Here is an 18,438-nt window from a genome sequence, read left to right as displayed (position 1 = left end):
TTAGCCGAAAGCGGCCCCCGATAAAAGCGTCACAGCAAGGGTTTTATCGCCGGCCAGGCATTTTCCAGCAGGCGCTGCTGGGCGGTCGCAGCCGGGTGGATGCCATCGGCCTGCATCAGCTCCGGCACCCCGCCCACGCCTTCGAGGAAGAACGGCACCAGCGGCACCTTTTTATCGGCGGCCAGCTGTTCATAGACCTGGGCGAATGCCGTGGTGTAGCGCACGCCATAGTTCGGCGGCAGGCGCATGCCCAGCAGCAGCACCTTGGCACCGGCCTGGCGAGACTGATCGATCATCGCGGCAAGATTCTGTTGCAATTGTTGCGGCGGCTGGCCGCGCAGGCCATCGTTGCCTCCCAGCTCCAGCACCACCAGGTCCGGCTTGTGCGCCGCAAGCAGCGCCGGCAGCCGCGCCTGGCCACCTGCACTGGTGTCGCCACTGATCGAGGCATTGACCACCTGGTCGTCGAAACCCTCTTTCTTCAACTGCTGTTGCAGCAGGTTGACCCACCCCTGGCGGGTATCCAGGCCAAAACCGGCGCTGATACTATCGCCGACAACCAGCAGCGTTCCCGCCGCCGCGCCCTGGGCCAGGCAACACAGGGCCAGGCCGGCACTCAACCACCACATTCGCATCGGATTCTCCATGGGCCCCAGCATTCTCGTTGCGCAGAACCTTAGCAAAGTGGTCCCCAGCGCGGAAGGCGACCTGACCATCCTCCACGCCCTCTCCCTCGACCTCGCCCAGGGCGACAGCCTGGCCATCGTCGGCGCCTCCGGCTCCGGCAAGTCCACGCTGCTGGGGCTGCTCGCCGGTCTCGACCGGCCCAGCGCCGGCAAGGTGATCCTCGCCGGCCACGACCTCGGCCCCCTCGCCGAGGACCAGCGCGCCCGGGTGCGCGCCGAGCACGTGGGCTTCGTGTTCCAGTCGTTCCAGTTGCTCGACAGCCTCAACGCCCTGGAGAACGTCATGCTGCCGCTGGAGCTGGACGGTCGGCGCGATGCCCGCGAACACGCCCGCGACCTGCTCGAGCGGGTCGGCCTGGGCAAGCGCCTGAGCCATACCCCGCGCCAGCTCTCCGGCGGCGAGCAGCAGCGGGTGGCAATCGCCCGCGCCTTCGCCGCGCAGCCGGCGGTGCTGTTCGCCGACGAGCCCACCGGCAACCTCGACAGCCACACCGGCGAGCGCATCAGCGACCTGTTGTTCGAGCTGAACCAGGAGCGCGGCACCACCCTGGTGCTGGTGACCCACGACGAGCGCCTGGCCAAGCGCTGCCGTCGCCTGATCCGTCTGGATGCCGGTCGCCTGGTGGCGCCCCTGGAGCCCTGATGACCCGCCTATCGTTCCCGCGACTGTGTGTCCTGGCCCTGCGCCAGTTGCTGCGCGATGCCCGCGCCAGCGAAGTACGCGTGCTGTTCTTCGCCTTGCTGGTGGCGGTGGCGGCCAGTACCGCCATCGGCTACTTTGGCGCCCGCCTCAACGGCGCCATGCAGTTGCGCGCCAGCGAGTTCCTCGGCGCCGACCTGGTCCTGCAGGGCAGCGCCCCGCCCAGCGCGCAGCAGATCGCCGATGGCACGGCGCTGGGCCTGAGCCATGCGCGGGTGGTGGAATTCACCAGCGTGGTCGGCGCCGACAACGGCATCCAGCTGTCCAGCATCAAGGCCGCCGACCCCGCCTACCCCCTGCGCGGCCAGTTGCGCAGCGCGGCGGCGCCCTACGCCGAGGAAACACCTGGTGGCGGCCCCGCGCCGGGCGAAGCCTGGGTCGAGCCGCGCCTGCTCGCGGCGCTGGGCCTGGCCATCGGCGACAGCATCGACGTGGGCATGAAGACCCTGCGCATGAGCCGCGTGCTGACCTACGAGCCCGACCGCGCCAACAATTTCTACAGCCTGACGCCACGGGTGCTGATGAACCTCGCCGACCTCGACGCCACGGGGGTGATCCAGCCCGGCAGCCGGGTCAGCTACCGCGACCTGTGGCGCGGCGATATCGATGCCCTGCAACAGTACCGGCAGACAGCGGAACAAAGCCTGGCAGCCAATCAGCGCCTGCTCGACACCCGCGACGGCAACCGGCAGATCGGCGGCGCCCTGGGCAAGGCCGAGCGCTACCTGAACATGGCCAGCCTGGTGGCGGTGCTGCTGGCTGGCGTCGCCGTAGCCCTGTCGGCCAGCCGCTACGCCGCGCGGCGCCTGGACGCCAGCGCCCTGTTGCGCTGCCTGGGACTATCCCGGCACCAGGCCCTCGGCCTCTACAGCCTGCAACTGGCCATGCTCGGCGTCGTCGCCGCGCTGGCCGGCGCCCTGCTCGGCTGGCTGGCGCAGCTGGGGCTGTTCCGCCTGCTCGAAGGCCTGCTGCCCAGCCAGGTGCCACCCGGCGGACTCACCCCGGCGCTGGCCGGCATCGGCACCGGGCTGGTGGCCCTGGCCGGCTTCGCCCTGCCGCCGCTGGCGGCCCTTGGTCGCGTGCCGCCGCTGCGTGTGCTGCGCCGCGACCTGCTGCCGCTGCCACCAAGCAGCTGGCTGGTGTATGGCGCCGCCCTGCTCGCCCTGGGCCTGATCATGTGGCGCCTGAGCCTGGACCTGCTGCTGACCTTCGCCCTGCTCGGCGGCGGGCTGATCGCCGCCTTGCTGCTGGGTGGATTGCTGCTGCTCGGCCTGCGCAGCCTGCGCCGGTTGCTGGGCGGCGCACCGCTGGCCTGGCGCCTGGGGCTCGGGCAACTGCTACGCCACCCGCTGGCCGCCGCCGGCCAGGCCCTGGCCTTCGGCCTGATCCTCCTGGCGATGGGCCTGGTCGCCCTGCTGCGCGCGGAACTGCTCGACACCTGGCAGGCGCAGTTGCCCAAGGATGCGCCCAACCATTTCGCCCTGAACATCCTGCCCGACGAGCGCCAGCCGTTCACCGAGCGCCTGGCCCAGATCAACGCCAGCGCCGCACCGCTGTACCCGGTGATTCCCGGCCGCCTGACCCATATCAACGAGCAGCCGGTGCGCCAGCTGGTCAGCAAGGAATCCACCGGCGAGCGCGCCATCCAGCGCGATCTCAGCCTGACCTGGGCCGCCGAACTACCCCAGGGCAATGCCCTGAGCGCCGGCCAATGGTGGCAGCAGGCGCCCGCCGGTGATGAAGTCCCCGGAGTTTCCGTGGAAGCGGAGCTGGCGCAGAGCCTGCACCTGCAACTGGGCGACCTGCTGACCTTCGACATCGGCGGCCAGCAGCGCCAGGCCCGGGTCAGCAGCCTGCGCAGCGTGCACTGGGACAGCTTCCAGCCCAACTTCTACATGATCTTCCAGCCGGGCACCCTGCAAGGCCTGCCCACCACCTACCTCACCAGCTTCTACCTGGCGCCGGGCCACGACCAGGAGATCGTCGCCCTGTCCCGGGCCTTCCCGGCGGTGACCGTGCTGCAGGTCGACGCGCTGCTGGCGCAGCTGCGCAGCATCCTCGCCCAGGTCACCCTGGCGGTGGAGTATGTGCTGCTGTTCGTGCTGGCGGCGGGGCTGGCGGTGCTGTTTGCCGGCCTGCAGGCGACCCTCGACGAGCGCATCCGCCAGGGCGCCCTGCTGCGCGCGCTGGGGGCGGCGCGCCCGTTGCTGGTCAAGGCGCGGCGCATCGAGTTCGGCCTGCTCGGCGCGGCCAGCGGTGTGCTGGCGGCACTGGGGTGCGAGCTGATCACCTGGGCGCTGTACCGCTACGCCTTCGACCTGCACTGGGCACCGCATCCGTGGCTGCTGGCGCTGCCGCTGGCCGGGGCGGTGCTGGTGGGCGCAGCCGGGGTGATCGGCACGCGTCGCGCGCTCAATGCCAGCCCGTTGGCGGTGTTGCGCGAGGGGTGAATATTCGGAGGCTTACGCTTCCCCCTGTAGGAGCGGCCTCGCGCCGCGAAAGGGCTGCGTAGCGGCCCCAGCGATCGTTGCCTTGATGCTGATATCCCGGGGCCGCTTCGCAGCCCTTTCGCGGCGCAAGGCCGCTCCTACAGGAGTCGCCAGCTAGAGGTTGTAGCGGATGCTGTTCACATACCAGGTCGCCTCGCCCGTGGGCGTGTGCACCAGCACTTCGTCACCCTCCCCCTTCTTTAGCAGGGCCCGGGCCATTGGTGAGTCGATGGAGATGTAGTCGTTGCGCCCGTGGATCTCGTCATAGCCAACGATGCGAAAGCGCAGCTGCTCGCCGTCATCGTTCTCGATCTCCACCCAGGCACCGAAGAACACCTTGCCTTCCTGTTGAGGCGAGTACTCGACCACCTTGACGTCTTCCAGGCGCTTGCGCAGGTAGCGCACGCGGCGGTCGATCTCGCGCAGCAGCTTCTTGTTGTACTGGTAGTCGGCGTTCTCGCTGCGATCGCCCAGCGATGCCGCCCAGGTGACCTTCTGGGTGATTTCCGGGCGATAGACCCGCCACAGGTGGTCAAGCTCCTGCTTCAGCGCAGCATGGCCTTCAATGGTGATGATGTTGGTGCTCAACGACTGTCTCCTCAGTGCATCCGCAGCGGGCGACAGGCGCCCACCGGGAGACCGAGCTTAGCGAAAAAAGGCTGGACGCGACACGCCGCTCAACGCCGGGTGATCAACCCCTGGCGGGCAATGCGGGTGAGCTGGCCGATGACCTCGGCGGCCTCTTCTGCTGCGGGCGCCTGGATCACAGCCAGGTCGAAGCGGTCGTTGCCGTACTGGTCGAGCTGTTCACAGCTGTCGGAGAACTGGATGAGGAAGGCACAGGCCTGGCCCTTGCGTCGGGAAAAGCCATCGAGATTGCGCAAAAGCGTGGGTTGATGCTGGCCGCCGAGCAGGATGCGCGGGGTACGGGAAGCCTGGTTCTTGGCCAGGGGGGTCAAGCAGACACTGGTACGTGGGCAACTCATGGAGTCTCTCTCCGCCTCGCTGTTCCCGCTGGGCAGCGGTGGGAGGCGTCACCGAACCAGCGCTTTAGCGGTATTTCGGATGACCCGTCGGGGCCTCTCCTGCGCCCCGCAAGTAGCTGTTTAAATCGGCGCAATCGGTATGCTAGAGGCAGACGCATGAAGTTACAAGCGCTTGTGCAAAAGCAATCGCGGGGCCAGCCCGCTCCCACAAACTTCGTGGGAGCGGGCTGGCCCCGCGATTGACGATCAGCGTGCGATCAGGCGGTCCAGCGACAGGCGACCGGCGCCCTCGATCAGCACCGCCACGGTACCGGCCATCAGCGCCAGGGCGAACTCGTAGCCGTTGTTGGACATGAACAGCCCGTTGCCGATATGCACCGAGAAGATCGCCACCACCAGGGTCACGCTCAGTGCCAGCGCCGCCGGGCGGGCCAGCAGGCCGACCACCAGGGCCAGGCCGCCGAAGAACTCGGCGCTGCCGGACAGCAGGGCCATCAGGTAGCCTGGGGCCAGGCCGATGCTTTCCATCCACTGGCCGGTGCCTTCCAGGCCGTAGCCACCGAACAGGCCGAACAGTTTCTGCGCGCCATGGGCCATGAAGATGATGCCGACCAGGATACGCACGACGCTCAGGCCATAACCGGCGCGGGTGGTGAACAGGGCTTTGAGGGAGTGATTCATGTTTGCTTCCTTGTTTGAGCAGGTGTGTGTTGGATGAGCGCCATCTTAATCAAATCATCGAATAAGAAAATCGCAATAATCGCGTAAATTCTATCGAATAATTAGATTTATCTAGCGCTTCGCCACACGCTCCAGGGAAGCCCGCTCTCGGTTGAACGCGAGGAAGTACTTGTTGACGCTGTTGACGAAGTTCACCGGCCCCATGCCCACCTGCTCCATGGCGATGCGCTCGGTCTGGAAGAACCACTGGTTGCCATTGAACCCACGCCGCCGTGCTTCGGCACGCATGGCCTGGACCCGCTCCGGCCCGAGGTTGTAGGCGGCCAGGATGAAGGCCATGCGCTCGCGCTCGTTGAGCTGCGGGCTGGCGAAGAACTTGCGGCGGATCAGCGCCAGGTAGCGGGCGCTGGCCTGGACATTGCCGTCCACCGTGGCGGTGTTGCTCACCCCCACCCGCTGGGCCGCCGACGGGGTGATCTGCATCAGCCCGTGGGCGCCACCGGTGCCGCGTGCCTTGGGGTCGAGGGTCGACTCCTTGAACGCCAGGGCGGCCAGATTCAGCCAGTCGAACTGCTGATCGCCACCGTGCTTCTGCAGCACCGGGCGCACCGACTCCAGGCGCTGGCGATCCTGTCGAGCCAGCGGGTTGTGCACCCGGTACTGGCGCCGGTAGATGCGTTCGAAGGCCGCGTCCTGGTTGTCCGGCGCGCGGTAGGTGGCGAGAAAGCGATCCACCGCCGCCTGCAGCATCGGCGCGTCCTGGCGCACATACCAGCGCATAGCCTGGGGCGGGGCCAGCTGCAGCTTGCTGTCCACCCGCAGGCGCGGCATCACCCGCGCCCAGCGCTGGGCGATCGGCCGCTCCACCACGGTCAACGGGTAGATGCCGGCCTGGACCATCTCCAGCACATCCTCCACCGCCAGCGTCGGGTCGACCCATTCCACCTTGATCGGTGCCCGCTTGCGCAGGGCCAGCTGCTGGTTGATCGCCTGGATCGCCGCGCCCGCGGCACTGGCGGTGGTCAGGGCGACGGTGCGCCCGGACAACTGCTCGGGGCGGCTGTAGCCGCGCTCGCCCTTGCGCCCGACCAGTTGCAGCGGCACCTGGTCGACCACCGGGGCACTGACGCCAACTCCGCGCACCACGCTCGGGTCGAGCAGCTCGCCGGGGGCGGCAAGATCGCCCTCGCCGCGCTGCAATGCCGCAAGCAGCTGCTCCTTGGCGCGGGGGATGATCTTCAGGGTGATTTCCTGGCCGTCGGCGACCCGGGCATTGAGGGCATGCTCCAGGGCGCGCAAGCGGTAGTACTCGACCCCTACCGGCTCACCCTTGACCTCGCCGGAGCTGTTGCGGCTCTGGTTGACCAGCACCCGCAGCACCTTGCTCGAACGGATCTGCGCCAGGTCACGCGCCTGGCTGGCCGGCACATGCTGTTGCGGCCCGGCTTCGCCGGCAGCGGCCGGCACGGCGGCCAGCGGCCCGGACAGCAACAGGCAAGTCAAAAAGGTTCGCAACATGGGGATAAGGGTCCGAGAGCGGTTGGCGGGCACCATGTGCTGTGATCGATCCGTGATAAATGACCGCAACAGACCACGGCAAACGTTTGAAGTTCTTGGTTTTTTCTCGATATCCCGGTTTTTGCTATGCTGGCCGCCCCGCGGCACGAGGTAGCACCATGCAACTGATCGATATCGGCGTCAACCTGACCAACAGCAGTTTCCACGACCAGCAGGCCGCCATCGTCGAGCGCGCCGTGGAGGCCGGCGTGGCACAGATGGTCCTTACCGGCACCAGCCTGGACGTCAGCACCGAGGCCCTGGAACTGTGCCAGCGCCTGGACGAACCTGGCCAGCGCCTGTTCAGCACCGCCGGGGTGCACCCTCACGACGCCAGCCACTGGAGCAGCGGCAGCGAACGCCAGCTGCGCGAACTGCTCGCCCAGCCACGGGTGGTGGCCGTGGGCGAATGCGGCCTGGACTTCAATCGCGACTTTTCCCCGCGTCCGGCCCAGGAAAAAGCCCTGCAAGCGCAGCTGGCACTGGCGGTCGAACTGCGCCTGCCGGTGTTCCTCCACGAGCGAGAGGCCAGCGAGCGCCTGCTGGCAATCCTCAAGGACTACCGCGACCAGTTGCCCGCCGCCGTGGTGCACTGCTTCACCGGCGAGCGCCAGGCGCTGTTCGCCTACCTCGACCTGGACCTGCACATCGGCATCACCGGCTGGATCTGCGACGAGCGCCGCGGCACCCACCTGCATCCCCTGGTCGGCAACATCCCCGAGGGCCGCCTGATGCTCGAAAGCGACGCGCCCTACCTGCTGCCCCGCAGCCTGCGGCCCAAGCCGAAGAACGGCCGCAACGAGCCGGCCTTCCTGCCCGAGGTGCTGCGCGAGGTGGCCCTGCACCGCCATGAAACCGCAGCGCACACCGCCGCCCACACCAGCGCCTGCGCCCGCGCGTTCTTTGGCCTGCCTGGGGTTTCTTGACGCATATCAACAAGGCCCCTGGCCTTGGCGGGCACAATGATGGCACCTTGCCAATAATGTTTCCGCCAACTCAGAGAAGACCTACCATGGGTGCCTGGCTTAGCAACGTTTCCCTCAAATACAAGTTCTGGGCCGTCAATGCCGTGGCCTTCGTCACCACCCTGATGCTGGTGCTCTACGCGGTGTACCTGGAGCAGCAGGCCCGCGCCAGCGGTGCGCAGGCGCAAGCCCAGGCCCAGGCCGAACTGCTGGCGGCCTGGCCCGCCGGGCAGGCCCTGCCCGCCCAGGCCAACCTGATCACCTGGCGCAATGGCCAGACACCACAGTTCGCCGGCGAACCCCTCGAAGCCCTGCGCGACGGCCAGGGCTGGGTCGAGCTGCCCGGTGCCTGGATCCTCGGCGACAACCCGCTGCGCGGCGCCCAGGTGCTGCGCCGGGGGGATCAGCAGCTTGCGTTGATCGCCCAGTCGCCGAGCCTGCGCCAGGTCTATTTCGACCGCTTCAGCAACTACGCCGTGTGCGTGCTGATCCTGATGCTGGCGATGCTCTGCGCCTCGCAGTTGTTGATCCGTTTCCTGCTCAGCCAGCTCAACACCCTCAAGGACGTGATGCTGCACGTGGAGAAGACCGGCGACCTCTCGGCCCGGGTGCCACTGGCCTGCGGCGACGAAGTCGGGCAGATGGCCGGCGCGTTCAACGCCATGCAGACCACCTACCACCGCGTGGTCAGCACCGTGGCGCGCACCGCCGCGCAGCTGGACTCCGGTGCCGCGCGCCTGGCCGGCAGCATGGACGAGGTGCGCCACGGCATGATCGGCCAGCAGAGCGAGACCGACCAGGCGGCCACCGCGATCAACGAGATGACCGCCACCGTCCACCACATCGCCCAGCATGCCGGCGCCACCCGCGACCTGTCGCAGACCGCCGACACCCTGGCCGGCAGCGGCCAGGCCGTGGTCAGCCGCGTGCAGGACTCGATTGCCGGGCTCTCCAGCGGCGTGCAGCAGACCGCCGAGATGATCCGCCAGCTGGCCGATGACAGCCAGAAGATCAACGGTGTGGTCGGGGTCATCCACAGCATCGCCGAACAGACCAACCTGCTCGCCCTCAACGCCGCCATCGAGGCGGCCCGCGCCGGCGACCTGGGCCGCGGCTTCGCCGTGGTCGCCGATGAGGTGCGCAACCTGGCCAAGCGCGTGCAGACCTCCACCGACGAGATCACCACCATGGTTGCCGACCTGCAGGCCGGTACCCGCGACGCGGTGGATTTCATGCAGGAAAGCTCGTACAAGGCCGACGATTGCGTCAAGCAGGCCCGCGAAGCCGGCGAGGCCCTCGCCGAAATCACCAGCGCCGTGGCGCAGATGCGCGAAAGCAACACCCAGATCGCCGTGGCCGCCGAGCAGCAAAGCCAGGTGGCCGAGGAGATGAACCGCGCCGTGGTCAGCATCCGCGACGTGACCGAGGAGACCGTGCAGCAGACCGTGGGCTCGGCCACCACCAGCAGTGAACTGGCGACCCTCGCCGGCGAGCTGAACAAGGCGATCGGCCAGCTAAAGCTGTGACCCGCGCCGGCTATGGCCACCATAGCCAGCCTCGATTGGCCCCCGCCCGGGGGCCGCACTAAGCTTTGGACAGGCCCCAGAGGATCTGTCCATGAGCAAGCGACTGCCCAACCTGCCCGCCTGGCAATGGCGCGGCTACCACCATAACCATCGCCACCCCGCCAACCTGGTGCTGCACCTGATCGCCGTGCCGCTGTTCATCCTTGGCGCGCTGCTGGTGCTGTCGGGGCTGTTCGGGCTGGACCTGTCGCAGATCGCCGTGGGCATCATCGCCCTGGTGGCCGGGCTGGGTCTGCAACGCCAGGGGCACCGCCTGGAAGCCGAGCAACCCGAGCCGTTCAGTGGCCGCAAGGACGCCGTGCAACGCCTGCTCACCGAGCAGTTCATCACCTTCCCGCGCTTCGTGCTGAGCGGTGCCTGGTGGCGGGCCTGGCGCGAGCGACACAAGCATCGCCACTGACTGAAATACATCGCGGGGCAAGCCCGCTCCCACGCTGGAACTCTGTACCCTGCGCGCCAGGCTAGGCGATCTCCCACAAGCGCCACAGGGCGGCGTGGGAGCGGGCTTGCCCCGCGATTGGCTTGACGAAGATGGCTCAGGCGAACACAGTCACCGTCTGCCGGCTCAACGCCAGCAACTCGCCCTCTGCCGTCCACAACGCCGCGGCCGCATGCCCATAGCCATCACGGGCATACTCGGTCTCGACCACATAGCGGCACCAGTCGAGGGTCGACAGCTGCGGCGTGGGCTGCACGAACTCGATGGTCCAGGTCAGCGTGCTGCCAGCGGCGGGTTGCTTGAGATACGGCAGCAGGCTGGGCGGCCAGGCATCGACCAATGCCAGCAGGTGCGCCACCCCGACCGGCTCCTCGGCGGCATCGCGCAGGCGCACCCAACCACCCATATGGCGCGAGTCGTTGCCACTGAACGGCAGGCCGCCCACCGCCCAGCGAAACGCCACGTGCTGCATGAACTCCGGTGTAATGCCCTTGATAAAGGGCAACTCCGGCGCTGCCTCCTGCAGCGGCTTCATCGGCATCGCGGTGGGCGCGTCGACCGCCACCACGGAAGGGCGACCGGCACCGAAGCTGCCCTGTACCAGGGTCACCACCTGGCCATCCTGCACGGCGCGCCCCAGCAAGGTGCTGACCGCCTTGCCCTCGCGCAGCACCTCGACCTCCAGACTGATCGGCACATCCGGCGCCGCCGGGCCGACGAAGGTGATGGCCAGCGAACGCACCGGGCGGTCGTCGCCCAGCTTCTGGCGCATCGCTTCGTGCACCATCGCCGCCATCAGGCCGCCGAACACCGCGCGCCCCTGGGCCCAGCCGGCGGGCACGCTGATTGCCTCGGGGTGCGCGCGGGCGGCTGCCAGCAATTCTGTGAAGTTCATGTGCCAGGGCTCCTGCGCCAAAAAAACCGATAGTAACCAGCGATCACGCCAGCCACAGCCCGCATATCGGTCATTTGCCGGGACTAACGGCGCGCCAGGGCCTTTTGCAGTGCTTCGAGGGTGAGGTCGGAGCGCGCCTCGGCGGCATGCAGCTCATGCTCCCAGGCCACCTTGCAGCCGAGCAGGTCGCTGTGCTCGCGCACCTGCAGCAACCACTGCACGCGGTCGTGCCAGTCGCCCAGGTCGCCCTGGGCCGCCTTGAGCAGGCGCTGCAGCTTGTTGCCGGCGTGTTCGAGTTGCGGGTAGGCCTGGTCGCCATAGCGTACCCGCTTGATCAGCAGGCGCAGGCGGTGGCGGTCGTGGGCAGGATCCGCCAGGGCCGTCTGCAGCTTGTGCCATTGCTTGTGCAGGCGCTTGTCGATGCGCTGCTCCAGCTTCGCCGCCAGCCCTTCACGGCCGGCGGCACGCAGGAACATCGGAAACGCATCGAGAATCGCCAGCACGCGGTTGAGCTGGGCGCTGGCCGCAACACCGGCATAGGTGCGCGCCCTGCCCTCCTGACGCCGCTCGCCTGCCTGTATGTGCCCGCGATGAGTCAACTGCGCCGCCAGCACCTCACGGTCTCGCAGCGGCGTAGTCAGGGTGCCCAACGCTCCGGCCGACTGTTCGAGCTGCTCGACGCCCGGCAGGCCACGCAACGGCCGCAGCAGGCTGCGCAGACGCCGCAAGGTGATGCGCAGGTCGTGCAACGCCTCGCGGTCGGTGTCGGCGGCCAGGCGCTCGCGGCAAGCCAGCAGGCGCACCTGCAGGGCAAGGATCTGGCCGACCACATGATCGAGCATGACGGACATGGGCAGCTCCTCGGTCAACGCCCGGCGCGGGATTCACGAATATAGAAACGGGCCTTCTCGGCCTTGCGGGTACAGCCCTCGAAGCCTTCGAACTGCTGCTGGGTCTTGGCGCCGGTCAACAACGACAGCGCCTTGGAGTAACTCACGGTGCCGGCAAAGCCTTCGGCCTTGGCCAGGTCCAGTTCCTTCCAGGCGGCATCGAGCTGGGTCGCGCAACTGTCGCGATAGGCCGTCTTGCCCGCGCAGCCGGCCAGGGCCAGGGCAATCAGAGGAAGGGTGATCCAGGCTTTCATCGGTAATACCTCGAGGGTGAAAAACTAAGGTGGCCGTTCGACGGCAAAGCAAACGAAAAGTGCCCTGCTCAGCGTAGTCCAGCGCGGACTACATTGAAGCACAGGTGGTAATGGGTGCATTGTTGGACCATGGTGGCACAGCGGCGGGAGAAAAGGTCATGGGCAAACGCGTGGCATTGGTGCTGGGCTCCGGTGGTGCCCGGGGATACGCGCACATCGGCGTGATCGAGGAAATCGAACGACGCGGCTATGAGATCGGCTGCATCGCCGGCTGCTCGATGGGCGCGGTGATCGGCGGCATCTACGCCGCCGGCAAACTCGACGAATACCGCAGCTGGATCGAGAGCCTGGACTACCTCGACGTGCTGCGCCTGGTGGACGTCAGCTTCCGCCTGGGGGCGATCCGTGGCGACAAGGTGTTCGGGCAGATCCGCAAGATCGTTGGCGAAATCAACATCGAGCAATTGCGCATCCCCTACACGGCGGTCGCCACCGACCTGACCAACCAGCAGGAGATCTGGTTCCAGGAGGGCTGCCTGCACCAGGCCATGCGCGCCTCGGCGGCCATTCCCAGCCTGTTCACCCCGGTGGTGCAAGGCAACCGCACGCTGGTCGATGGCGGCATCCTCAACCCGCTGCCGATCGTGCCGGTGGTGTCCAGCCACTGTGACCTGATCATCGCCGTCAACCTCAACGCCACCAACCAGAAGCAATACCAACTGCCGGTGATCGAGCGCCCGGCGGCATTCAAGATGCGCTTCGATGCCTTGATCAGTTCGCTCGGCTCGCGCCTGCCGTTTCGCCGCAAGCCAGCCGAACAGCTGATCCGCCTGGAGCAGGAAATCACCGCCGAGGGGCTGGCCAGCCCCAACCCGTGGCTCGCTGAAAGCGCCGCCCCCGAGGGCCAGCAGCCGGCGGCCGCGCCGCAGAGCGAGGGGGCGCCGAAATCGGCCACGGGTTCGTTCATCGTCGACAACGTCGGCCCCGCGTCCCTGCTCGACCTGATCAACCAGAGCTTCGAGGTGATGCAGACGTCATTGGCCCAGTACAAGATCGCCGGCTACCCGCCGGACATACTGATCAACGTGCCCAAGCGCGTGTGCCGGTTCTTCGAGTTCTACAAGGCGCCGGAGCTGATCGCCCTGGGGCGGGAGGTTGCGCGGGATACGCTGGACAATCATGAGGGGGTTCGGCGGTAGCTACGCGCGCGATCCCTGTAGGAGCGGCCTTGTGCCGCGAAAGGGCTGCGCAGCAGCCCCGGCGATTGCAGCGTCAACGCTGAAATCCTGGGGCCGCTTCGCGCCCCTTTCGCGGCACAAGGCCGCTCCTACAGAGGGAGAGAGAGGAGGCAGCAGAGCGTTCCGAACATCGGAAACGAAACAGGCCGCATACGCGGCCTGTTTCGTGATCAGCGCACCACTCAGTAGCGCGTGATGTCGGCACTGCCTTCAAGCAGCTTGCGATAGGCCGCGAAGTCCTGCGAACCGGCACGCGAAGCGAGGTAGCGACGGATCTGCGCCTTCTCTTCGTCGGTGGCGGCGGCGCCTTCGTTGACGCCCTTGAGCTGAAGGACCACCAGGCTGCCGTCGCCCAGGACCACGCTGCCGTAGACCGGCTTGTCCTTGGCCGCAGGCTTGCCGAGGCGGAACACCGCCTGCAGCTCGGCCGGGTCGATACCGTCCTGGCCGCGGGTGACCGCTTCGTGGACTTTCCAGCCCTGGCCTTCGGCCTTGGCCGAACCCTCACGCAGACCGGCGATCAGCTTGTCGGCCTTGGCCTTGAGTTCGGCAATCGCCTTCTCCTTGGCCAGGTGCTCGCTGATGTTCTTGGCCACGGCCTCCAGCGGCAGTTGCTCAGGCTTGCGGTGTTCCTTGACGCGCAGTACCACCACGGTCTCCGGATCCAGCTCGATGGCGTTGCTGTTGGCGCCCTCTTCCAGCACCTGCTCGCCGAACGCGGCCTGGATCACCGCGCGGTTGGCGGTGATGCCTTCGCCGCCCTCGCGACCGAAGGCCGCCGAAGTGTGCACCTTCAGGCCCAGGTCCTGGGCCGGCTGGGCCAGGTCGGAGGCTTCGAAGGCGGTGTCCTCGAGCTGCTTGGTGGCCTCGACGAAGCGCTGCTCCACCTGCTGGGTCTTCAGCTCGTGGGTCAGCTTGTCCTTCAGGCTGGCGAAGCTCGGCACATCCGGCGCCTGCACGCCCAGCAGCTTGATCAGGTGGTAGCCGAACTCGGTGCGTACCGGTGCGGACACCTGGTCCTTGTTCAGCTTGTACAGCGCGTCCTCGAAGGCCGGGTCGTACACGCCAGGGCCGGCGAAGCCGAGGTCGCCACCGGTGTTGGCCGAACCCGGATCCTGGGAGAATTCCTTGGCCAGCTTGGCGAAGTCCTCACCCTTGTCCAGGCGCTGCTGGATCTCTTCGATGCGGGCCTTGGCCTTGGCATCGTCGGTCTTGTCGTTGACCTCGATCAGGATGTGCGCGGCATGGCGCTGCTCGCCCAGGTTGGCGATCTCCTTCTCGTACAGGGCCTTGAGCTCGCCGTCGTCGACCTTGACCTGGTCGAAGAAGGCCGACTTCTTCAGCTCGAGGTAGTCGATGACCACCTGATCCGGGGTCATGAATTCCTTGGCGTGCTGGTCGTAGTGCGCCTTGACCTCGTCATCGCTCACCTTGACCGCGGCCGGGTCGGCCTTGAAGGTCTGTGAAGCGAAATCGCGGGTCTGCTTCTCGAGGCGGGCGAAGGCCTCGACCTGCTTGTCGGTGACGAAGCTGCTGCCGGCAAGGCCGGTGCGCAGCTGGCCGATCAGCATTTCCTGGGCGAGCATCTCGCGGAACTGCATGCGGCCGTAGCCCATCTGGCGGATGACCGAGTCGAAGCGCTCGGCGCTGAACTTGCCATCGACCTGGAATTCAGGCGTCTGCAGGATCAGCTGATCCAGCGCGGCCTCGGAAAAAGCGAACTTGGCGTCTTCGGCACCCTGCAACAGCAGCTTGCGATCGATCAGCCCCTTGAGCGCTGCTTCGCGCAGCATCTTCTCGTCCAGCAGCGCAGGGTCGAAATCCTTGCCCAGCTGTTGCATCAGCTGGCGGCGCTGCATGTCCACGGCCTGGCTCAGCTCGTTCTGGCTGATGGTCTGGCCGTTCACCTTGGCGGCGTCCTGGCTATGGCTGGCGGCCTGGAAAATGGCCTCGAAGCCGGTCAACGCCATCAACACGACGATTAGGCCGATGATGGTCTTGGCAATCCAACCTTGTGAATTGTCCCTGATATTCTGCAGCATGCGTCCCCCAGAAACGGCTGTACCACTGCGTCGACAACCGCGGAGCGTGGGTAGAATCCTGATAGAAGAAAGGCGCATCCAGTGGATGCGCCTTTTCGAAGCGAGCGTGCCAGCGGGAACGTTTGCGACCCGCCGTCACGCGGTCGGCCCTGACGATGCCGGGCCGGCTGAAAGACGACTTAGTTGACGGCGTCTTTCAGGCCCTTGCCAGCCTTGAAGCCTGGAACCTTGGCGGCAGCGATCTTGATCGCCTTGCCGGTTTGCGGGTTGCGGCCGGTGCGCTCGGCGCGCTCCTTGACCGAGAAGGTACCGAAGCCAACCAGTACCACATCGTCACCTTGCTTCAGGGCGCCGGTGACGGATTCGATGACTGCGTCCAGCGCACGGCCGGCTACAGCTTTCGGGATGTCAGCAGATGCGGCGATAGCGTCAATCAGTTCCGACTTGTTCACTCTAAGTCCCCTTATTTCTCTATTGAGTTTGTTTCTAAGTATGTAATGAAAAGCTTAATGAAACGAGCGCTGGGTGGCCTGTTGACACTGGCGTGCCGTTTTATAGCAAGGGGCCGAAAATGCTGTCAACCGAAGCCCCCCAGCGAAATACGTACTAGTGCGTGCTGATTCTTTCCTTAGCATCGCCGTCGCGCTTCTCATCTTTCGCGACAATCTCCGGAGCCACATCTGGCAAGGGCTCCGGGGCGTATTGCAGCGCAATTTGGAGGACTTCGTCAATCCATTTGACCGGTTTGATCTGAAGATCCTGTTTGATATTTTCCGGAATCTCCTTCAGATCGCGAACATTCTCCTCTGGAATGATCACCGTCTTGATCCCGCCGCGGTGTGCCGCCAGCAGTTTTTCCTTGAGGCCACCGATGGCCAGGACCTGGCCGCGCAAGGTGATCTCACCGGTCATCGCCACGTCGGCGCGTACCGGGATCTGGGTCAGGGCCGACACCAGCGCGGTGCACATGCCGATACCGGCGCTCGGGCCATCCTTGGGCGTGGCGCCTTCGGGCATGTGGATGTGAACGTCGCGCTTCTCGTGGAAGTCTGCGGCGATCCCCAGGCTCTGGGCACGGCTGCGCACCACCGTCTGCGCGGCGGTGATCGACTCGACCATGACGTCGCCGAGCGAGCCGGTCTTGATCAACTGGCCCTTGCCCGGGATGACCACGGCCTCGATGGTCAGCAGTTCGCCGCCCACCTGGGTCCAGGCCAGGCCCGTGACCTGGCCGATCTGGTCCTGCTGCTCGGCCAGGCCGTAGCGGAACTTGCGCACCCCCAGCAGCTGCTCGAGCTGCTCGCCGCTGACCTTGACCTTCACCTGCTTGGCCCCGGTGTGCTCCTTGACCACCTTGCGGCAGACCTTGGCGATCTGGCGCTCCAGGCCACGCACGCCGGCTTCGCGGGTGTAGTAGCGGATGATATCGCGGATGGCCGAAACATCGACCTCCAGCTCGTCCTTCTTCAGGCCGTTGGCCTTGACCTGCTTGGGCACCAGGTACTTGACCGCGATGTTGATCTTCTCGTCCTCGGTGTAACCCGGCAGACGGATGACTTCCATGCGGTCGAGCAGCGCCGGCGGGATGTTCATCGAGTTCGAGGTGCACAGGAACATCACGTCCGAGAGGTCGTAGTCGACTTCCAGGTAGTGGTCGTTGAAGTTGTGGTTCTGCTCGGGGTCGAGCACCTCCAGCAACGCCGAGGCCGGATCGCCGCGCATGTCGCTGCCCATCTTGTCGATCTCGTCGAGCAGGAACAGCGGATTGCGTACACCGACCTTGGTCATTTTCTGAATCAGACGACCGGGCATCGAACCGATGTAGGTGCGACGGTGGCCACGGATCTCAGCCTCGTCACGCACGCCGCCCAGGGCCATGCGCACGAACTTGCGGTTGGTGGCGGCGGCGATCGACTCGGCCAGCGAGGTCTTGCCCACGCCGGGCGGGCCGACCAGGCACAGCACCGGACCACGGATCTTCTTCACGCGCTTCTGTACGGCGAGGTACTCGAGGATGCGTTCCTTGACCTCTTCCAGGCCGTAGTGGTCGGCATCGAGGATTTCCTCGGCCTTGGCCAGGTCCAGGCGCACCTTGCTCTGGGCCTTCCACGGCACCTGCACCAGCCAGTCGAGGTACGAACGCACCACGGTGGCCTCGGCCGACATCGGCGACATCTGCTTGAGCTTGTTCAGCTCGGCCTGGGCCTTGGCCAGGGCGTCTTTCGGCAGGCCGGCGGCGTCGATGCGCTTTTTCAGCTCCTCGACTTCGTTGTGGCCTTCGTCGCCATCGCCGAGCTCCTTCTGAATGGCCTTCATCTGCTCATTCAGGTAGTACTCGCGCTGGCTGCGCTCCATCTGCTTCTTGACCCGACCACGGATACGCTTCTCGACCTGCAGCAGGTCGATCTCGGCGTCCAGCAGCGCCAGCACGTGCTCGACGCGGGCCTGCAGGTCGACAATCTCGAGGATCTCCTGCTTCTGCTCGATCTTCAGCGCCATGTGCGCGGCCATGGTGTCGACCAGGCGACCCGGCTCCTCGATGCTGTTGAGCGAGGACAACACTTCGGCGGGGACCTTCTTGCCCAGCTGCACGTACTGCTCGAACTGCGACAGCAAGGTCCGCACGAACACTTCGGACTCGCGCTCGGCGGTCTCGGTTTCGTCGATCAGGCTGACTTCGGCGCGGATATGGCCGTCGACTTCGTTGAAACGCTCCACGGCGCCGCGCTGCTCACCCTCGACCAGCACCTTGACGGTGCCATCGGGCAGCTTGAGCAGTTGCAGCACGGTGGCGACGGTGCCCACGCGATACAGGGCGTCTTCGCCCGGATCATCGTCGGCCGGATTCTTCTGGGCCAGCAGGAGGATCTGCTTCTCGCCCGTCATCGCGGCCTCGAGGGCCTCGATAGACTTCTCACGCCCCACGAACAGTGGGATGACCATGTGCGGATAGACGACGACGTCACGCAATGGCAAAAGAGGCAAGTCGAGGGTGGTCTTCATGATTTCGCCTCTACAGCGGCCTTGGTG

General features: G+C 66.4%; 17 protein-coding genes. 6 read left to right on the top strand and 11 right to left on the bottom strand.

All coding sequences use genetic code 11. From position 1 onward, the window contains the following. Window positions 1-29: 29 nt before the first annotated feature. On the bottom strand, window positions 30-635 hold the full coding sequence (locus LU671_RS13185; protein ID WP_232855875.1) for an arylesterase: 606 nt from the start codon (window positions 633-635) through the stop codon (window positions 30-32). A gap of 10 nt (window positions 636-645) precedes the next feature. Between LU671_RS13185 and LU671_RS13180 the strand changes: the two genes are divergently transcribed. Both LU671_RS13180 and LU671_RS13175 read left to right on the top strand, forming a co-directional pair. After that, window positions 646-1,329 (top strand): ABC transporter ATP-binding protein, encoded by a 684-nt coding sequence (locus LU671_RS13180; RefSeq protein WP_232855874.1) that lies wholly within the window; start codon window positions 646-648, stop codon window positions 1,327-1,329. Next, window positions 1,329-3,836, top strand: coding sequence for an ABC transporter permease (locus LU671_RS13175; RefSeq protein ID WP_232855873.1), 2,508 nt, complete (start codon window positions 1,329-1,331; stop codon window positions 3,834-3,836). The genes LU671_RS13180 and LU671_RS13175 overlap by 1 nt, the downstream gene beginning before the upstream one ends. Window positions 3,837-3,989: 153 nt before the next feature. Here the strand turns inward: LU671_RS13175 and greB are convergent, their stop codons facing one another. The 4 genes from greB to LU671_RS13155 form a co-directional block, all read right to left on the bottom strand. Continuing rightward, window positions 3,990-4,463 carry a transcription elongation factor GreB gene (gene greB / locus LU671_RS13170; protein WP_203647372.1) on the bottom strand — a complete coding sequence of 158 codons (474 nt, stop codon included), beginning with the start codon at window positions 4,461-4,463 and terminating at the stop codon, window positions 3,990-3,992. A gap of 89 nt (window positions 4,464-4,552) precedes the next feature. Beyond that, window positions 4,553-4,861 carry a hypothetical protein gene (locus LU671_RS13165; protein WP_050705060.1) on the bottom strand — a complete coding sequence of 103 codons (309 nt, stop codon included), beginning with the start codon at window positions 4,859-4,861 and terminating at the stop codon, window positions 4,553-4,555. Window positions 4,862-5,107: 246 nt separating this feature from the next. Further along, window positions 5,108-5,542, bottom strand: a complete 435-nt coding sequence (locus LU671_RS13160) for a DoxX family protein (RefSeq protein WP_050705059.1) — start codon at window positions 5,540-5,542, stop codon at window positions 5,108-5,110. 111 nt (window positions 5,543-5,653) lie between these two features. Next, window positions 5,654-7,060, bottom strand: a complete 1,407-nt coding sequence (locus LU671_RS13155) for a transglycosylase SLT domain-containing protein (RefSeq protein ID WP_232855872.1) — start codon at window positions 7,058-7,060, stop codon at window positions 5,654-5,656. 158 nt (window positions 7,061-7,218) lie between these two features. On the opposite strand from LU671_RS13155, the gene LU671_RS13150 reads away from it, so the two are divergent. The 3 genes from LU671_RS13150 to LU671_RS13140 all read left to right on the top strand — a co-directional run bounded on the left by LU671_RS13150 (window position 7,219) and on the right by LU671_RS13140 (window position 10,050). Then, a complete protein-coding gene (locus LU671_RS13150; protein ID WP_232855871.1) occupies window positions 7,219-8,025 on the top strand; it encodes a TatD family hydrolase in 807 nt (268 codons plus the stop codon). Window positions 8,026-8,111: 86 nt separating this feature from the next. Beyond that, window positions 8,112-9,590, top strand: a complete 1,479-nt coding sequence (locus LU671_RS13145) for a methyl-accepting chemotaxis protein (RefSeq protein WP_203647376.1) — start codon at window positions 8,112-8,114, stop codon at window positions 9,588-9,590. Window positions 9,591-9,681: 91 nt separating this feature from the next. Then, on the top strand, window positions 9,682-10,050 hold the full coding sequence (locus tag LU671_RS13140; protein WP_203647377.1) for an Mpo1-like protein: 369 nt from the start codon (window positions 9,682-9,684) through the stop codon (window positions 10,048-10,050). 136 nt (window positions 10,051-10,186) lie between these two features. Here LU671_RS13140 and LU671_RS13135 read toward each other — a convergent pair whose 3' ends face one another. The 3 genes from LU671_RS13135 to LU671_RS13125 all read right to left on the bottom strand — a co-directional run bounded on the left by LU671_RS13135 (window position 10,187) and on the right by LU671_RS13125 (window position 12,128). Next, window positions 10,187-10,984: an acyl-CoA thioesterase gene (locus LU671_RS13135; protein ID WP_232855870.1), complete on the bottom strand. Its 798-nt coding sequence runs from the start codon at window positions 10,982-10,984 to the stop codon at window positions 10,187-10,189. A gap of 83 nt (window positions 10,985-11,067) precedes the next feature. Beyond that, a complete protein-coding gene (locus LU671_RS13130) occupies window positions 11,068-11,835 on the bottom strand; it encodes a CHAD domain-containing protein (protein WP_232855869.1) in 768 nt (255 codons plus the stop codon). 14 nt (window positions 11,836-11,849) lie between these two features. Beyond that, complete coding sequence (locus LU671_RS13125) at window positions 11,850-12,128, bottom strand: hypothetical protein (protein WP_046854892.1); 279 nt, start codon at window positions 12,126-12,128, stop codon at window positions 11,850-11,852. 158 nt (window positions 12,129-12,286) lie between these two features. Between LU671_RS13125 and LU671_RS13120 the strand changes: the two genes are divergently transcribed. Beyond that, entirely contained in the window at window positions 12,287-13,327 is a 1,041-nt protein-coding gene (locus tag LU671_RS13120; RefSeq protein ID WP_203647380.1) for a patatin-like phospholipase family protein, read from the top strand. Between the two features lie 221 nt (window positions 13,328-13,548). Here the strand turns inward: LU671_RS13120 and LU671_RS13115 are convergent, their stop codons facing one another. The 3 genes from LU671_RS13115 to lon all read right to left on the bottom strand — a co-directional run bounded on the left by LU671_RS13115 (window position 13,549) and on the right by lon (window position 18,411). Then, a complete protein-coding gene (locus LU671_RS13115; protein WP_186716079.1) occupies window positions 13,549-15,408 on the bottom strand; it encodes a SurA N-terminal domain-containing protein in 1,860 nt (619 codons plus the stop codon). A 179-nt stretch (window positions 15,409-15,587) separates the two neighbouring features. Beyond that, the gene (hupB, locus tag LU671_RS13110; RefSeq protein ID WP_011533117.1) at window positions 15,588-15,860 is read right to left on the bottom strand and encodes a nucleoid-associated protein HU-beta; all 273 of its coding nucleotides are present in this window, start codon (window positions 15,858-15,860) and stop codon (window positions 15,588-15,590) included. Window positions 15,861-16,014: 154 nt separating this feature from the next. Continuing rightward, window positions 16,015-18,411, bottom strand: coding sequence for an endopeptidase La (gene lon, locus LU671_RS13105; protein WP_203647382.1), 2,397 nt, complete (start codon window positions 18,409-18,411; stop codon window positions 16,015-16,017). Between the last annotated feature and the right edge of the window lie 27 nt (window positions 18,412-18,438).

The organism is Pseudomonas sp. NMI760_13 (assembly GCF_021283245.1).
GTDB lineage: Bacteria > Pseudomonadota > Gammaproteobacteria > Pseudomonadales > Pseudomonadaceae > Aquipseudomonas > Aquipseudomonas peradeniyensis.
Note: the sequence above shows the minus strand (reverse complement) of the source record. Positions and strands in the feature narration are given on the sequence as shown.

Bases quoted from the DNA above. Each gene is read 5' to 3' on its own strand.
- LU671_RS13185 (WP_232855875.1), bottom strand. From the start codon at position 635: ATGCGAATGTGGTGGTTGAGTGCCGGCCTGGCCCTGTGTTGCCTGGCC.
- LU671_RS13180 (WP_232855874.1), top strand. From the start codon at position 646: ATGGGCCCCAGCATTCTCGTTGCGCAGAACCTTAGCAAAGTGGTCCCC.
- LU671_RS13175 (WP_232855873.1), top strand. From the start codon at position 1,329: ATGACCCGCCTATCGTTCCCGCGACTGTGTGTCCTGGCCCTGCGCCAG.
- LU671_RS13165 (WP_050705060.1), bottom strand. From the start codon at position 4,861: ATGAGTTGCCCACGTACCAGTGTCTGCTTGACCCCCCTGGCCAAGAAC.
- LU671_RS13160 (WP_050705059.1), bottom strand. From the start codon at position 5,542: ATGAATCACTCCCTCAAAGCCCTGTTCACCACCCGCGCCGGTTATGGC.
- LU671_RS13155 (WP_232855872.1), bottom strand. From the start codon at position 7,060: ATGTTGCGAACCTTTTTGACTTGCCTGTTGCTGTCCGGGCCGCTGGCC.
- LU671_RS13150 (WP_232855871.1), top strand. From the start codon at position 7,219: ATGCAACTGATCGATATCGGCGTCAACCTGACCAACAGCAGTTTCCAC.
- LU671_RS13145 (WP_203647376.1), top strand. From the start codon at position 8,112: ATGGGTGCCTGGCTTAGCAACGTTTCCCTCAAATACAAGTTCTGGGCC.
- LU671_RS13140 (WP_203647377.1), top strand. From the start codon at position 9,682: ATGAGCAAGCGACTGCCCAACCTGCCCGCCTGGCAATGGCGCGGCTAC.
- LU671_RS13135 (WP_232855870.1), bottom strand. From the start codon at position 10,984: ATGAACTTCACAGAATTGCTGGCAGCCGCCCGCGCGCACCCCGAGGCA.
- LU671_RS13130 (WP_232855869.1), bottom strand. From the start codon at position 11,835: ATGTCCGTCATGCTCGATCATGTGGTCGGCCAGATCCTTGCCCTGCAG.
- LU671_RS13125 (WP_046854892.1), bottom strand. From the start codon at position 12,128: ATGAAAGCCTGGATCACCCTTCCTCTGATTGCCCTGGCCCTGGCCGGC.
- LU671_RS13120 (WP_203647380.1), top strand. From the start codon at position 12,287: ATGGGCAAACGCGTGGCATTGGTGCTGGGCTCCGGTGGTGCCCGGGGA.
- LU671_RS13115 (WP_186716079.1), bottom strand. From the start codon at position 15,408: ATGCTGCAGAATATCAGGGACAATTCACAAGGTTGGATTGCCAAGACC.
- lon (WP_203647382.1), bottom strand. From the start codon at position 18,411: ATGAAGACCACCCTCGACTTGCCTCTTTTGCCATTGCGTGACGTCGTC.